The organism is Methylobacterium sp. BTF04 (assembly GCF_010692745.1).
Classification (GTDB): Bacteria; Pseudomonadota; Alphaproteobacteria; order Rhizobiales; family Beijerinckiaceae; genus Methylobacterium.
The window spans coordinates 1-14,720 of sequence record NZ_JAAHTB010000012.1; the positions used below are offsets into that span (position 1 = coordinate 1).

The following is a 14,720-nucleotide window of genomic DNA, read 5'->3' on the forward strand; positions in this document are numbered from 1 at the left end:
GCTTCATCCGGTAGAGCAGCGACAGGATCATGGTGTTGATCGCCACCGACTTGCCGGAGCCGGTGGTGCCCGCCACCAGCAGGTGGGGCATCCGCGCCAGATCGGCGATGATCGGCTCGCCGCCGATGTTCTTGCCGAGGCAAAGCGCAAGGCTCTGCTTGGTCTCGGCGAAATCGGTAGAGGCGAGGAGTTCGCGAAGGTACACGGTCTCGCGCCGGGCATTCGGCAATTCGATGCCGATGGCGTTGCGGCCGGGGACCACGGCGACGCGGGCCGAGACCGCCGACATCGAACGGGCGATGTCGTCGGCCAGAGAGATCACCCGGCTCGACTTGGTGCCGGGCGCCGGCTCGAGTTCGTAGAGCGTCACCACGGGACCGGGGCGCACCGCGAGGATGTCGCCACGCACGCCGAAATCGCTGAGGGTGGCCTCGAGCAGCGTCGCGTTCTGCTCCAGGGCCTCCGAGGAAACCTGCGCCGAGGGCAATGGCCGCGGCGCCTCGGCCAGGAGTTCGAGGGCGGGAAGCCGATAATTCTCGGAATCAAGAGCGGCCGGCGCTCGGCGCGGGGCAGCCGGAGACGGTGTCTGGACCGGGGGCGCCACGCGTGAGCGCACCGGCGGCAGAACCGGCTCCTGACGATCGGTATCGTCGACGGAAGCGGCGCTTTCGTCGATCTCGTCGTCATGCACCACCGGCGCTGGGCGACGCTGGGGCGAAGCGGGCCGTGGCGCAGGCTCGGCCGGGTCTGTGTCGAAGACGGGTTCGCGCCGGCCGTCACCGGCGGGGATCCCGCGCGGGTCCGGCGCCTGCGTCGCCCAGGGGGCATCGTCCTCGGCCGCGAAGGCGCGCTTGGCGGCGAGCGCCGGGGAGGCTCCGGCATAGGCCAAGGCGGTGGCGGACGCGGCACGCTCCGCACGCCAGTCGGCGATCCGCGCCGCGAGGGCGGCACGACCGCCCATCAGGACCTGCGCCATGGTTCCGAGGGAGACGATGCCGAGGCTCGGCTCGTCGTCTTCGTAGCGCCCGTCATGGCTCGTCGACACTGCGCGGTTGCGGGTCGGCTGGACCGGCGGCGCGTAGGCATCCTCCTCCTCAATCCCCTCGCCGATCCGGCAGGCGCCGGTGAGGCACAGGATCGCGATGCCCGCGAAGACGAATCCGATGAGTCCGGTGAGCGGTGAGGCGACGATGCCGACCATGGTGCGCGCACCCTGCATCAGCGCATCTCCGGCGACCCCGCCAAGGCCCGTCGGCAGCGGCCAGCGGGCGGTGGATGGCAGGGCGCTGGCCACGGCGCTGGCCGCGAAGAAGCCCATGATCCACAAGGTGAGGCGCAGCCCGCCGCGCGGCAGGTCGCGTGAGCGCATGAGCTGGACGCCCCACAAGGCGGGGGGCAGCACGAAGGCCAGGGAGCCGAGGCCGAGAAGCTGCATCGCCAAATCCGACACCACGGCGCCCCCGGTCCCGAGCACGTTGTGCGCGGCATGGTCGGTGGCGTGGTTGAGGCTGGGATCGTCGATGGACCACGTCGCCAAGGCGACGGTGAGCGCAGTGGCTCCGGCAAACAGGACGAGACCGCCCAACTCCGTCATCCGCTTGGCCATGAAGGGGCGAAAGCTGTCGATGAAAGTGTCGTAGGGCGATGCGGAACGGCGGAGCGAGCGCATACGGGACCAGACGCGTTGGGAACGGTCCGGTAACGCTAACGGTCCTGAGGTTAATGGCGGTTTAAGTCACCGCCGAACCGGCTTCGCATCTGCGCCACAGCGCTGAAAATACAAGAAGACGGCGATGGTTACCCATCGCCGTCTTCTTGCAACGTGATCAGGATTTCCTGCCGTCATGCGGCCGGGGACGAGGGCAGGATCAGAAGGTGATACCCGTCTCGACCATGTAGCGCTCCTGCGAGGTCTTCAGGCCGGTGCGGCCGAAGCCGAGGCCGGGCGTGATGTCGTAGAGCTGCACGGTGGAGAACTCGCCGCGGAGGAAGTAGCGGTCGAAGGTGAAGGTCGGCGTGACCGTGAAGGACAGTGCCGAGCTGCCGGCTCCGTAGAGCAGGGAGGTCTGACCGAACGGGTTCCCGCGGTTGCCGCTCTGGGAGATGTATTCGAAGCGGCCGGCCAGGGCGAAGTTGTCGGTGAAGGAGTAGCTGGCGAGAAGCGCGCCGCCGAAGGTCTCGGCTCCGGCGAGGCCGAGCACGGCGTTGCTCTCGACGTTGGTGTACTGAATGTACGGCGTCACGATCCAGGGGCCGTCAGCGTAGGTATAGTTGGCGCTGACGATGCTGCTGTTCTGGAGCGCTGCAGGCGTGGCGAACTGGAAGCGAAGGCCGCGCGACGTGGTCGAGTCGAAGTTGGTGTAGCTGGTGAAATGGGTTCCACCGTTGATGCCGATCGTGTTGGCGGCGTCGATCTTATAGGTGATCGCGCCGGTGACCCAATTGATCTCGCCGGAATAGAATCCGTCGGTGGCGGCGAACGAGGCAGCCCAGGGGCCATCGGCCCAGTTCACCTGCACACCCTGGTTGATCACGTTCTCCTGGTTGAAGAGGAGGCCGCGGGAGATGTTGAGGTTCTGGAAGGTGAAGGGCGCCTCGGAGCCGATGAGCGTCGGCATACGGCCGCCCTGGATCGACCAATTGTCGTTGAACACGTACTTCCCGAACACGATCGGGATCGGCGAGTAGAGCAGGTCGGTCTGGTCGAAGCTGCTGTAGACCGGCAGGCCGAGGCCCGGGATCGTGTAGGCGCCGAAGGCTGCGTAGAACTGGAACGCGCCGTCTGCCTTCTGGATCGTGCCCATCAGGTTCGAGAAATCGACGCGGCCTGCCCGGTCGGCGGGAATGCCGGGAGGGGCGAAGGCGCCGGAGAACTGGTTGGTCTGGCTGTAAGCGTAACCGGTGACGGCACCGCCCACGTAGATGTCGCCGAAGGCGCCGAGGGTGAGGCAGGCCGGGTTCGGGTTCTGCTTGATGACGCCGCCCATGGCCGGGAAGCTGATGGCCGCCTTGCAGGCTTCCGGAACGGGGACGGGCGCGACGAGCTTCGACGGCATGTCGGCCGCGAACGCCTGGCTGGTGGCCAGCGTCGCGATCGTCGCCGCGGCAGCCAACGATGTCAGTCTGATGGTCATCTAGGTCAACCCCTGTTTGTCTTCTGGTTCCAAGGTGCCGAAGAGGTTCCACATGCGCAAAACCAAGTTTCGTGCATTTGCCTAATCCTTATGCAAAAACGGCCAAGCTCAGTCGTTACTGCCGCATTGTTGCTTCGGCGCCACATTTTGGTCGCTGCATTGCGAACGCAATGAGGCTGGGCGCATGGTTAATTTCTCATGAAAAAGGCCCCCGTTTCCGAAGAAACAGGAGCCTTTCCATTTGGTCACTCGCACCGGCAGTCTCCCGGCTCATCCGTGAAGGACGAGCCGGACCACCGCCGGGCCAAGTCTCTTAGTAGTTGTAGGCGCGCTCGCCGTGATCGGCGATGTCGAGGCCTTCGCGCTCCTCGTCCTGCGTGACGCGCAGGCCAATGGTGAGATCGACGACCTTGTACAGAATCGCCGAGCCGATGCCCGACCACAGGATGGTGAAGCCCACCGCCTTGGCCTGGGACAGCATCGCGGCCGCCATGTCGTAGGTACCGACGGCGAGTTCACCGGGCTTCGTGGAGTAGTCCGGCAGGCCGACGCCGCCGAAATCGACGTTCACCAGGATGCCGGTCGCCAGGGCGCCGATGATGCCGCCGATGCAGTGGACACCGAACACGTCGAGCGAGTCGTCGTAGCCGATGGCGTTCTTCACCGTGGAGCACATGATGAAGCAGACGGCGCCGGCGACGAGGCCGAGGACGATGGAGCCCATCGGGCCGGCGAAGCCCGAAGCCGGGGTGATCGCCACGAGACCGGCGATGGCACCGGACAGCATGCCGAGCAGCGACGGCTTGCCCTTCAGCACCCACTCGACGAACAGCCACGACAGGGCGGCGGCGGCGGTGGCGACGAAGGTGTTGAGCATCGTGAGGGCCGCAGTGCCGTTCGCCTCGAGGTTCGAGCCGGCGTTGAAGCCGAACCAACCGACCCACAGCAGCGAGGCGCCGATGGTGGTCATGGTCAGCGAGTGCGGGGCGAGCAGGTCACGGCCGTAGCCGATGCGCTTGCCGAGCATCAGGCAGCCGACGAAGCCGGCGATACCCGCATTGATGTGCACCACGGTGCCGCCGGCGAAGTCGAGGGCGCCCCACTTGAACATCAGGCCTGCATCGGCATTGACCGCGTCGAGAGCCGCCTGGGCGGTCGCCTTCGAGGCGTCGTCGGTGGCGGCAGCCAGCGCCTTGGCGGCGTTGCCGACCGCATCCGGGCCACCCCAATACCAGACCATGTGGGCCATCGGGAAGTAGATCAGCGTGACCCACAGAACCATGAACACCACCAGGGCGGAGAACTTCATCCGCTCGGCGAAGGCGCCGACGATGAGGGCCGGGGTGATCATCGCGAACGTCATCTGGAAGCAGATGTAGACGTATTCGGGAATCACGACGCCGTTGGAGAAGGTCGCAGCGGTGGAATTCGGATCGACGCCCTTGAGGAACGCCTTCGAGAAGCCGCCGACGAAGTCGTTGAGACCGCCGCCGTTGGTGAAGGACAGGCTGTAGCCGTAGAGCACGTAGAGAATGCAGACGAGGCAGGCGATGGCGAAGACCTGGGTCAGCACCGAGAGCATGTTCTTGGTGCGTACGAGGCCGCCGTAGAACAGGGCGAGGCCCGGCACGATCATCAACAGCACCAGGGCACTGGAGATGAGCATCCAGGCGGTGTCGCCCTTGTTCGGAACCGGCGCGACCACGGCCGCGGCCGGTGCGGCCTCAACGGTCGGCGTCTGCGCGAGGGATGGCTCGATGAACAGAAGGGCCAGGGCGGCGCCTCCCATCCCGAGCGCCAGGGCATTGCGAAGTTTCATGGAAACGGGACTCCCGATCGCGGTGCGGTGCTGATGTGAAGGAACTGGAGTGGGAGCAGCCGGGCGACGCCCGACCGGCATTGGAGCGCGGGGCTGGACCTAGAGCGCGTCTGCGTCGGTCTCGCCGGTGCGGATGCGGACGGCCTTCTCGAGGGGAAGGACGAAGATCTTGCCGTCACCGATCTGTCCGGTGCGGGCGGCCGCCGCGATGGCGTCGATCACGCTGCCGGTGAGATCGGCGGCGACAGCCACCTCGATCTTGAGCTTGGGCAGGAAGCTCACGGCGTATTCGGCGCCGCGGTAGATCTCGGTGTGGCCCTTCTGGCGGCCGTAGCCCTTGACCTCGGTGACGGTGAGACCGTGCACGCCGATACCGGTCAGCGCGTCGCGGACCTCCTCCAGCTTGAACGGCTTGATGATAGCCATCACGATTTTCATGGGCGGCGCCCCCTTGTACGATTGAAGACCTTGCGGACGGCGCGCTCTGCGTCGCGACCCGACCAGCGGGCGCGGATCGGAATGATCCCCGCGCTCGACCGCCTCATTCAAGGACTATGCCAAAGGGAACTTTTTCTCGCGGCGCCTACCTGCTCAGAAAGTGGCCGACCACTGATGCGCGCGAAGGCGTAATTACTGCCAAGTTTGCATCAACTCCGCGCATGATGGCGCGAAATTAATCATCTTGCGGCGTCCCTGAGCAACATCCAGACACGATGGGAAGGCCGCGTCGTCAGGCCTCGACCCGACGCGGGCGGATCATCCCCTCCTGCGCGACGGACGCCACCAGGATCCCGTCACGGGTGAAGATCTGGCCGCGGGCAAAGCCCCTGGCGCCCCCGGCACTGGGGGTATCCTGGGCATAGAGCAGCCACTCGTCGGCGCGGAAAGGCCGGTGAAACCACAGCGCATGGTCGAGGCTCGCCGACTGGATTTCGCCGTCGAACACCGTCTGGCCGTGGGGGACCAGGGTCGCATCGAGGAGCGTCATGTCGGAGGCGTAAGCGAGGACCGCGCGATGGATCGCCGGATCGTCCGGTAGACGGTCGACCGCACGCAGCCAGACATGGAAGCGCGGTTCAAGCGGCGCCCGCCGCAAGTAGCGTTCGATTTCTACCGGGCGCAGTTCGATCGGCCGCTGCCGCCCGAAATACGACAGGATCGGCGCAGGAATCACCGCGCCGCCCTGAACGGCGCGCGCGGCTGCCGCCGGAGCCTCGGCGACGTCCTCGGGAGCGGGCACGTCGGGCATCTCCGCCTGGTGGGAGACCCCGTCCTCGGCATCATGATAGGACACCGACATCGCGAAGATCGCGCGGCCATGCTGTTCGGCGACCACCCGACGGGTGGAGAAGCTGCGCCCGTCGCGAATTCGCTCCACCGCGTAGTCGATCGGCGCATTCGGGTCGCCACCGAGGAGGAAATAGGCATGCAGGGAGTGCGGTGGCCGGCTGTCCGGCACCGTGCGCGAGGCCGCCACCAGGGCCTGGGCGACGACCTGGCCGCCGAAGACCCGGAACCAGCCGGTCTGCAGGCTCTGCCCCCTGAACCGGTCCTGATCGAGACCGCTGAGATCGAGGACGTCGAGGAGTTCGGCGACGATGGCTGCCATGCGGTCTCTCTGACGTCGTTCGAGGTAGATCACTGCGCCAGTGTCGAGGGAGATTCGGACTGGCGAAGCCCGATACCGAAACCTGATGGCGTTCGGCCAACCGCCTTAGCAAGCCTGCTTTGGGCAAGTCCATCGGCGCACAAGCCCATCCACGTCCCATCGCCGAAGAGCCGCCAAACCGGTTCGCCGCGCCCTGCGGCGACGCGGTTCACCGCGGGCATCCGAGCGCGCGTTGCCCCGGACGGCGGGGAGTGGCACTCCGGCACGGAATGCAGCGTGAGGGGGTGTCAACCATGGGCGGATCGAAAGCGCATTTGGGTCGCCGCAGCGTGCGCATCGCGGGGGCGGGCATTCCCGGCCTGAGCCTGGCGCTCGCCCTGAAACAGGCCCATGGGGCCTCCCTCGACGTGACCGTGTGCGATCCCGGCATCGCCGAAAAGGGTGGCCGCCACCGCGGGCGGGCCTATGCCGTTGCCGCCGGGGGGCGCCGGATGCTGTCGCGATTGAGGGTTTGGGACACGGTCCTGCCCGCGGCCCAACCAATCCACGACATGGCGATCAGCGACAGCCGGCTTGCCGACCCGGTGCGGCCGGTCTTCCTGACCTTCAAAGCCGATCGAGACACCCGCGCGGACGGCGACGGCATCGACGCCCCCTTCGCCCATATGGTCGAGGCGCAGGAGCTGGTCGACGCCCTGATCGCCGCGAACGCGGCCAGTGGCGTCGTGCTCGATCCCACCGGCATCGCGCAAGCCCTCCCCGAGGGCAACGCCATAGCGGTGCGGATGGCCGATGGTCGAGAGACCCGCGATTCGCTTCTCGTGGCCGCGGACGGTGCCCGCTCGCGCCTACGCGAGGCCGCCCATATCGGCTGGGTCGGGTGGTCGTATCCGCAATCCGGCATCGTTGCGACCATCGGGCACGAACGCGATCACGGCGGCCGCGCCTATGAACACTTCCTGCCGAGCGGGCCGTTCGCGGTGCTGCCGTTGGTCGACGGCGGGGCGCTCGGCCACCGCTCGTCCATCGTCTGGACCGAGCGCGCCGCCGACGTGGCTGCGCTCCTGGGTGGCGACCCAAGCCAGACCCTGGCCGAGATCGAACGGCGCTTTGGGCTCGCCCTGGGCAAGCTGGTGCTGGAACGCGGTCCGAGCGCGCATCCCCTCGCCTTCGGCATCGCGCGCAGCTTCCGCGCCGAGCGCCTGGCGCTGCTCGGCGACGCGGCTCACGTCATCCACCCCATCGCCGGCCAGGGGCTGAATCTCGGGCTTGCCGACGCGGCGTCCCTCGCCGAAGCCGTGACCGATGCCCTCCGCCTCGGGCTCGATCCGGGTGCGACGGATGTCCTGCGCAGCTACGAGCGCAGCCGCCGCTTCGACACCCTGGCGATGGGTGCCGCCACCGACGGGCTCAATCGCCTGTTCTCCAACGACGCCTTGCCGGTGCGACTGGCCCGCGACCTCGGCCTCGGCCTCGTCGACCGATTGCCGGCGCTCAAGCGCTTGTTCATCGGCGAGGCGGCGGGGAACCGGGCAACGCCACGGCTGATGCGAGGCGAGGCACTGTGACGACAAAAGGCCCTCCCGTTTCCGGAAGGGCCTTCTGAACCGACTGGCGGTCTCGCGACCCGATACCGACCCTACTTGGCCTTGGCCGCCTTCTCGCGCTCGATCCCCTCGAGGATCAGGCGGTGGGCCTCGGCCTTGTCGCCCCAGCGCTTGATCTTGACCCACTTGCCGGGCTCGAGGTCCTTGTAGTGCTCGAAGAAGTGCTGGATCTGGTGGATCGTGATGTCGGGCAGGTCGGTATAGTTCTCGATCCGGTCGTAGCGCATGGTCAGATGGCGCGACGGCACGGCGATGATCTTCTCGTCCTCACCGGCATTGTCCTCCATTACAAGGACACCGACCGGGCGCACGCTCATGATGGCACCGGGTGCCACGGCGCGGGTATTGGCGACGAGCACGTCGCACGGATCGCCGTCACCCGAGAGGGTATGCGGGATGAAGCCGTAATTTCCCGGGTAATGCATCGCCGTATAGAGGAAACGGTCGACGACCAGGGCGCCGGCATCCTTGTCCATCTCGTACTTGATCGGCTCGCCACCGAGCGGCACTTCGATGATGACATTCACATCGTCGGGTGGATTCTTACCGATCGAGACCGCATCGATAATCATTGGGCTTGTCTCCCGCACAGCGTGGACCGTTCGATCCCGTTGCCGCGTGTCTTAGAACTCAATGCCCACGAAGGAAATCGGCAGGAACCACCGACCGCAACGTTTGGGCGAAAATGTCGTGCACTGTGCCTCGCGGTCTTGCCGCCTCCTCCGACGCGCCGTCGCAAGCGTTCCACACCGCGCTGCGGCAGCTTGCCGCTCGGACGCGCCACACGCGCACCCCAAACCTTGGGCCCACCCGTCAGGGTGCCCGTTCCATTAGATCGCGACCCCGACATGCGGGATCACGCGCATTGATGATTGGGAATAGGCGGCCCGGCACGGGCGCGGCAGACGATCACTCGAAGCGATATCCCACCTTCGGCAGGACCGATCCGGCAATGCGGTCGACGGACCGACCGGTGAGAACGCCGCCGAGCCCGGCATAGAAGTCACGGGCGCGGTCGTTCTCCTCCAGCGCCCACACCCCGATGCGGGCAAGGCCGTGGTCGTGCATGTCGTTGCTCACCGCCCGGAACAGGCGCCGCCCGAGCCCGAGGCCCTGGTGCGAGGGCAGGATGTAGAGTTCATCGATCTCGCCCGCCGCCTTCAGCGACCGGGCGCGGGCTGCTCCGTAGACCGCGTAGCCCACCACCCCGTCGCCGGTCTCCACCACCACCAGCGGACGGCTGCGCTGCGTGGCGCCGAGCCACCATTGAGAGCTGCGCTGAGAGATCATCCGCTCCAGCGACACCCCCGGGATGATCCCGCGATAGGCTTCGCGCCAAGCCGCGTCGAACACATCGCTGAGCGTGTCGGCATCCGTGCTGCGGGCGCGGCGAATACTGGTGGTGCTCGTGCTCATGACGGGTCCCCGCGCTCGTCTGTCGACTGGTGATCAGGTTCGGTAAACGTCCAGGTCAGGGTAACGGTGTCGGAAGCGCCATCGAAGATGACGATCCAGGCGGAGACAAGGCAAATGGGATGCCGATTTTCGGGGCCCTGTTTCGCTCCACCGGTTTGCCGCCGGTTCCCACGATGTTAGAGCCCGCAGATCGTCGTCCGCCACACCTTGCCAAGAGCGCCCGTGTTCAACCGCTTCCTCAAGCCAGAGACCCGCTACGCGCGGCGCATGGCGCGCATCGCCCGCTTCGAGCGGCCGATCGCCGGGACGGTCTCGCGCGCCAAGGCGTGGGCGAACATGCTGCTGGTGGACCACGGGGTCTTCCGTCTCGCCTATCTCAACCGACACCGGGTGGGTCAGGGCAAGCTGTGGCGCTCGGCCCAGCCGACCCCGCATCAGCTCGCCTGGTTCCGGCGCCAGGGCGTGCGCACGATCATCTCCCTGCGCGGCGGGCGCGAGCATGGCTCGTGGCCGCTCCAGCGCGAAGCCTGCGAGCGCCAGGGCCTCCACCTCGTCGAGTTCGTGCTGCGCTCGCGCGAAGCGCCCTCGCGGGAGACGATCCTGTCCGCCAAGGCGTTTTTCGATTCCGTCGCGTACCCGGCGATGATGCACTGCAAGTCGGGGGCGGACCGGGCCGGCCTCGGCGCGGTGCTCTACCTGATCCTGCACGAAGGAAGACCGGTGCGGGAGGCCATGAGCCAGCTCTCGGCCCGTTACGGCCATTTCCGCTTCGCCAAGACCGGCATCCTCGATGCGTTCTTCGACCTCTACCTGCGCGAAGGCGAAGCCCGCGGCCTCGATTTCCTGACCTGGGTCGAGACCGTTTACGATCCCGATGCGCTCAGGCGCGACTTCCGGCCGGGCTTCTGGTCCGACCTCGTCGTCGACCGGATCATCAAGCGCGAGTAGCGCGCGCCCGCATCATCGCGTCGCGAACTTGATGCTGATCGCCGCCTTGGCCACCAGCCCCGGGTTGGGAAGCGCGTTGAGATACTGGGTGTAGCGCTTGTCGAAGGCGTTCTGCAGGATGAAATCCGCCTTGATCCGGTCGTTGACGCGGTAAGACGCGAAGAAATCCACCAGGGCGTAGGCCTTGGTCGCCAGGATAGTGGCGCCGGTCGGCAGATCGGTGCGGGCCTCGACGAGGTTGAGGCGGCTGCCCACGGTGAGGCGGTCGTCGAGGAAGCGCAGGCCGAGGGTCGTGCTGATCCGGTCCGGCGGGACGGTGATCAGGCTTTGGCGGGTGGCCTTGTCGCGCCCTTCGGTGTGGGTGGCGGCGACCGACAGGAAGCCGCGGCCCCAATCGTAGGCGCCTTCCAGTTCCACGCCGGACAGCTCTGCCTGAGCGATGTTGAGGTACTGGAACGACTGGACCGGGATGACGCAGGGGAAGCGCCCCGGAATGCTGGCGCAGATCGAGGCCGGGATGCCGGCGATGGCCGGCACGAAATAGGTCGGGCCCACGGTCTGGATGTTGATGAAGTCGTCGATCTCGTTCTGGAAGACGTTGAGCTTGGCGCGGAACGCGTCGCCAGGCACGAAGACCTCGTTGTACTTCAGGTTAATTCCGCCCTCGACGGTGCGGGCCACCTCCGGGCGCAGGGTCGGGTTCGGCAGGATGTTGAAGGCCGGAAACGGGTGGATTCCCTGCACCAGGGTCTCGGTGATGGACGGCGCCCGGTAGCCCTCCGCATAGGTGCCGTAGAACTCGATTCCGGCGAAGGGCGAGATACCGACCGTGATCTTGGGTGAGACCCGGTCGCCGCTGGAGCGATAGACCCCGCCCGAGAGGTCGTAGCTGTCGTAGCGCAACGCGCCGATCACCCGAAGCCAGCTCGCGTAGCGGATTTCGTCCTGCACGAAGGCACCGGCGAGGCTGCGCTGGCCCGAGGGCGTGAACGCGCCGCCGAATCCGCCGGCATTGTCGGTGGTGCGCACGCTGTTCTGGACGAAATCACCCCCCACGGTCAGCGCGTGGCTCAGCGCCCAGGTGTCGAAACGGGCGGTGTTGTGGACGTCGAAGCCCGTGGTCTCGATGTCGTAGGTGAGCCGGCTGCCCGCCCGCGTGCCGAGGCGGCCGTAGAGCCCGCTCGCGGTATCCTGCAGGAAGGTCAGGTCATTATGCGTGGTGGTGTAATAGCCCTTGATGCTGAAATCGATCAGCGGCACGTCCGGTCGGGCAAAACGATAGCCCAGCGTGTAGGTGTCGGCCTGCACCGCGTTGGCGAACCGCGCCCCGGCATTGCTGGTGCCGGAATTGGCGAAATCGAAGCGCTGCAACAGCGCGGTGCCGCTGAACTCGTGCCCATCGGCGGGCCGGACGTTGAACTTGGCGAGGCCCGAGGTCAGTTCATTGCCGGTGTCGCGCACCGTCGTGCCGAGACCGTCGCGATACGGACCGTTGTTGCGGAAGACGAACTGGCCGAACACGTCCGCCGCCGTGCCGATGCGCGCGCCGAGCGCGGTGGAGTTGATGAACTTCTGGCCGTTGGTGCCGAAGCCCTGCTTCTGCACGGCGCCGGCGGTCTCGTCGGGCGCGAGAATGTCATCGATGGAGCGGGTGCGGAACGCGGCCACGCCACCGATGGCGCCCGAGCCGTAGATGGTCGCGGTCGGCCCGCGTGTGATGTCGACGCCGCCGACGAGTTCGGGATCGAGATAGAAGACCCCGTTGGCGCTGTGGCCCGAGGTTTGGAAGTCCTGGCGGGCGCCGTCGACCAGCACGTTGACGCGGCCGAAATCCTGCAGGCCGCGGATGTTGATCGCCTGGGCCGGATCGTTCTGATTCTCCTGCGTGGTGACGCCGGGGACATCGCGCAGAACGTCGGAGAGCCGACTGGGCTGGAGCCGCTCGATCTGCTCGGCGGTGATCACGCTGGTGCCCGACAGGGCATCGACCGCGGCACCCGGAGTCTTGGTCGAGGTGACCGAGATAGTGTCGAGGCTGATATCGGTATCGGCCGGCACCGGGCGCGCCGGTGGCGGCGTTTGCGCCATGGCGGCGGTGAGCGCCAGGAACGAGACGCCGAGCGCCAGACCGGCGCGACGAGACAGATAAGACATGGACGCAATCCACCAAGAGCACAGTCGATCGATTGGCTGGCTGGCAGAGGGCTGGCTGGCTGATCCTCACGTGCTCCGGTGGGCGCCGTGGGGTCAACAGCCCATAAATCGTTCCAGATTATTGCGATTCCGATCTGCCTTCACGGATTGTTGAAGTGCTTCCAGGCTACGGATTCACGGCCTTCGCCTGTGGCTCAACCGCAACGGTTCGTCGTGGCAGCAGGAAGGCCTGGCCGGCCTCCGGAACCCGTCCGACCGGCCAGGAGACTTGGAAGACACGCGCGATCAGGTCGTCACGCAACACCATCGCGGGTGGTCCGTCCGCCACCAGGCGGCCCGAATCCATCACCAGCAGCGTATCCGCATAGGCGGCGGCGAGGTTGAGGTCGTGCAGGATCGCCACCACGCCGACGCCGTCCCGGGACAGCGCGGCGGCGGCATCGAGCAGGGAGGCTTGGTGGCGCAGGTCGAGACTCGCGGTCGGCTCATCGAGGAACAGAACCTGCCGCCCGGCGATGGTCCGGCCGGCCGCCAATTGGCACAGCACGCGCGCGAATTGAACACGCGCCTGCTCGCCCCCCGAAAGGGTCTGGTAGGCGCGCTCGGCCAGATGCGCCACATCGGCTTGTTCGAGGGTGCGTGCGAGAATCGCGCTCCGATCCCGGCGCGTCAGGCCACGACCGATCCCGTCGAGGCCGATCCGGGCGACATCGGCGACCGAGAACGGAAAAGCGAGGCGCGCGGCCTGGGGCAACACCGCCCGCATGCCGGCGAGCCGCCAGGGCGGGATACTGGCGATCGGCTCCACACCGTAGGCCACCGAGCCACGGCTCGGATGGATCTCGCCGCAGAGCAGTCTCAGCAGGGTCGACTTGCCGGCGCCGTTCGGACCGACGATCACCTGAAGCGTACCGGGCGCCACCGTCAGAGAGACGTCGCGCACGAGGTCGCGTCCGGCGACCGTGTAGGTGAGGTCCGACGCAGTGAGAAGCGACTCAGGCATCGGCGAGCCGCGCCCGGCCAAGCAGCAGCCACAGGAATACCGGTGCGCCGACCATGGCGGTGACGATCCCGATCGGCAGTTCGGCTGGGGCCGCGACGATGCGGGCGATCACGTCGGCGAGGACGAGGAGTGCACCGCCGAGCAGAGCAGAGGCCGGCAGCAGCAGCCGGTGTTCGGGTCCGACCAGCAGGCGCAGGGCATGCGGCACTACGAGGCCGACGAAGCCAATGACGCCGGCCGCCGCCACGCCTGCGCCGACGGCGACCGCCACCAGCAGGATACAGGCGCGCTTGAGCCGCTCCACCGACACCCCGAGGTGGAAGGCTTCGGCCTCTCCGAGCACCAGGGCGTTGAGCCCGCGCCCCAAGAACGGCACCGCGACGAGCATGGGCAGGATCAGCGGGGCGCTGGACAGGACCTTGGTCCAGGTGGCGCCGCCGAGGCTGCCGAGCGACCAGAAGGTGAGATCGCGTAATTGCCTGTCGTCGCTGGCATAGACCAGCAGGCCGGTCAGCGCTCCGCTGAGCGCACCGAGCGCAATGCCGGCGAGCAGCATGGTCGCCACTGAGGTTCGGCCGGAGCGGGTCGCCAAACCATAGAGAACCAGCGTTGCCGTCAGGCCGCCGAGGAAGGCCCCGACGGGGAGGATCGCATACGGCACCGGGCCGGGCATGCCGAAATGGGCGATGAGCCGGTCGCCGAGGACGATCACGCTGGCTGCGGCGAGCCCGGCCCCCGCCGAGACCCCGACCAGAGCCGGATCGGCCAGGGGATTGCGAAACAGCCCCTGCATCAAGGCGCCCGATACGGCGAGCCCGGCGCCGACCATCAGTCCGAGCAGCGTGCGCGGCAGGCGGATGTTGAGGATGACCGTCGCGTCGCGGGCGAGCGCGGGGTCTTGTCCACCGAGGAGAACGTCGAGGACGCGCCCCGGAGGAATACGGATCGCTCCCATGCCGAGGGAGAGCAGCGCCACACCCAGCATCAATACCGCGAGCCCCGCGAGCACGAGCGCGCCCGACCGCTCGTG

General features: G+C 67.2%; 12 protein-coding genes. 2 read left to right on the forward strand and 10 right to left on the reverse strand.

Annotated features, from left to right (window positions below; all coding sequences use genetic code 11):
* The 5 genes from G3T14_RS09555 to tesB form a co-directional block, all read right to left on the reverse strand.
* Positions 1-1,669: DNA translocase FtsK 4TM domain-containing protein (locus G3T14_RS09555; RefSeq protein ID WP_163642085.1), on the reverse strand; the 1,669-nt coding region annotated here is incomplete at its 3' end.
* A 199-nt stretch (positions 1,670-1,868) separates the two neighbouring features.
* Positions 1,869-3,134, reverse strand: coding sequence for an outer membrane beta-barrel protein (locus G3T14_RS09560; RefSeq protein WP_163642087.1), 1,266 nt, complete (start codon positions 3,132-3,134; stop codon positions 1,869-1,871).
* Positions 3,135-3,447: 313 nt separating this feature from the next.
* On the reverse strand, positions 3,448-4,953 hold the full coding sequence (locus G3T14_RS09565; protein ID WP_163642088.1) for an ammonium transporter: 1,506 nt from the start codon (positions 4,951-4,953) through the stop codon (positions 3,448-3,450).
* A gap of 99 nt (positions 4,954-5,052) precedes the next feature.
* The gene (locus G3T14_RS09570; RefSeq protein ID WP_163642090.1) at positions 5,053-5,391 is read right to left on the reverse strand and encodes a P-II family nitrogen regulator; all 339 of its coding nucleotides are present in this window, start codon (positions 5,389-5,391) and stop codon (positions 5,053-5,055) included.
* A gap of 292 nt (positions 5,392-5,683) precedes the next feature.
* Positions 5,684-6,562 carry an acyl-CoA thioesterase II gene (tesB, locus tag G3T14_RS09575; protein ID WP_163642092.1) on the reverse strand — a complete coding sequence of 293 codons (879 nt, stop codon included), beginning with the start codon at positions 6,560-6,562 and terminating at the stop codon, positions 5,684-5,686.
* A 293-nt stretch (positions 6,563-6,855) separates the two neighbouring features.
* On the opposite strand from tesB, the gene G3T14_RS09580 reads away from it, so the two are divergent.
* The gene (locus G3T14_RS09580; protein ID WP_163642093.1) at positions 6,856-8,130 is read left to right on the forward strand and encodes an FAD-dependent monooxygenase; all 1,275 of its coding nucleotides are present in this window, start codon (positions 6,856-6,858) and stop codon (positions 8,128-8,130) included.
* Between the two features lie 71 nt (positions 8,131-8,201).
* On the opposite strand, the gene ppa is transcribed toward G3T14_RS09580, so the two are convergent.
* Together ppa and G3T14_RS09590 are read right to left on the reverse strand one after the other, a co-directional pair.
* Positions 8,202-8,741 (reverse strand): inorganic diphosphatase, encoded by a 540-nt coding sequence (gene ppa / locus G3T14_RS09585; RefSeq protein WP_163642095.1) that lies wholly within the window; start codon positions 8,739-8,741, stop codon positions 8,202-8,204.
* Between the two features lie 337 nt (positions 8,742-9,078).
* Positions 9,079-9,585, reverse strand: a complete 507-nt coding sequence (locus tag G3T14_RS09590; RefSeq protein WP_163642097.1) for a GNAT family N-acetyltransferase — start codon at positions 9,583-9,585, stop codon at positions 9,079-9,081.
* A gap of 222 nt (positions 9,586-9,807) precedes the next feature.
* Here G3T14_RS09590 and G3T14_RS09595 point away from each other — a divergent pair, with 222 nt between their 5' ends.
* Entirely contained in the window at positions 9,808-10,533 is a 726-nt protein-coding gene (locus tag G3T14_RS09595) for a tyrosine-protein phosphatase (protein ID WP_163642099.1), read from the forward strand.
* A 12-nt stretch (positions 10,534-10,545) separates the two neighbouring features.
* On the opposite strand, the gene G3T14_RS09600 is transcribed toward G3T14_RS09595, so the two are convergent.
* The 3 genes from G3T14_RS09600 to G3T14_RS09610 all read right to left on the reverse strand — a co-directional run bounded on the left by G3T14_RS09600 (position 10,546) and on the right by G3T14_RS09610 (position 14,675).
* A complete protein-coding gene (locus G3T14_RS09600) occupies positions 10,546-12,687 on the reverse strand; it encodes a TonB-dependent hemoglobin/transferrin/lactoferrin family receptor (protein WP_163642101.1) in 2,142 nt (713 codons plus the stop codon).
* A 166-nt stretch (positions 12,688-12,853) separates the two neighbouring features.
* On the reverse strand, positions 12,854-13,690 hold the full coding sequence (locus G3T14_RS09605; protein WP_163642102.1) for a heme ABC transporter ATP-binding protein: 837 nt from the start codon (positions 13,688-13,690) through the stop codon (positions 12,854-12,856).
* Positions 13,683-14,675: an iron ABC transporter permease gene (locus tag G3T14_RS09610; RefSeq protein WP_163642299.1), complete on the reverse strand. Its 993-nt coding sequence runs from the start codon at positions 14,673-14,675 to the stop codon at positions 13,683-13,685. Before G3T14_RS09610 ends, G3T14_RS09605 begins: the two co-directional genes overlap by 8 nt.
* Between the last annotated feature and the right edge of the window lie 45 nt (positions 14,676-14,720).

Coding starts and splice junctions, on each gene's coding strand:
- ppa (WP_163642095.1), bottom strand. CDS start 8,741: ATGATTATCGATGCGGTCTCGATCGGTAAGAATCCACCCGACGATGTG.
- G3T14_RS09565 (WP_163642088.1), bottom strand. CDS start 4,953: ATGAAACTTCGCAATGCCCTGGCGCTCGGGATGGGAGGCGCCGCCCTG.
- G3T14_RS09560 (WP_163642087.1), bottom strand. CDS start 3,134: ATGACCATCAGACTGACATCGTTGGCTGCCGCGGCGACGATCGCGACG.
- G3T14_RS09605 (WP_163642102.1), bottom strand. CDS start 13,690: ATGCCTGAGTCGCTTCTCACTGCGTCGGACCTCACCTACACGGTCGCC.
- G3T14_RS09590 (WP_163642097.1), bottom strand. CDS start 9,585: ATGAGCACGAGCACCACCAGTATTCGCCGCGCCCGCAGCACGGATGCC.
- G3T14_RS09600 (WP_163642101.1), bottom strand. CDS start 12,687: ATGTCTTATCTGTCTCGTCGCGCCGGTCTGGCGCTCGGCGTCTCGTTC.
- G3T14_RS09580 (WP_163642093.1), top strand. CDS start 6,856: ATGGGCGGATCGAAAGCGCATTTGGGTCGCCGCAGCGTGCGCATCGCG.
- G3T14_RS09610 (WP_163642299.1), bottom strand. CDS start 14,675: ATGCTGGGTGTGGCGCTGCTCTCCCTCGGCATGGGAGCGATCCGTATT.
- G3T14_RS09570 (WP_163642090.1), bottom strand. CDS start 5,391: ATGAAAATCGTGATGGCTATCATCAAGCCGTTCAAGCTGGAGGAGGTC.
- tesB (WP_163642092.1), bottom strand. CDS start 6,562: ATGGCAGCCATCGTCGCCGAACTCCTCGACGTCCTCGATCTCAGCGGT.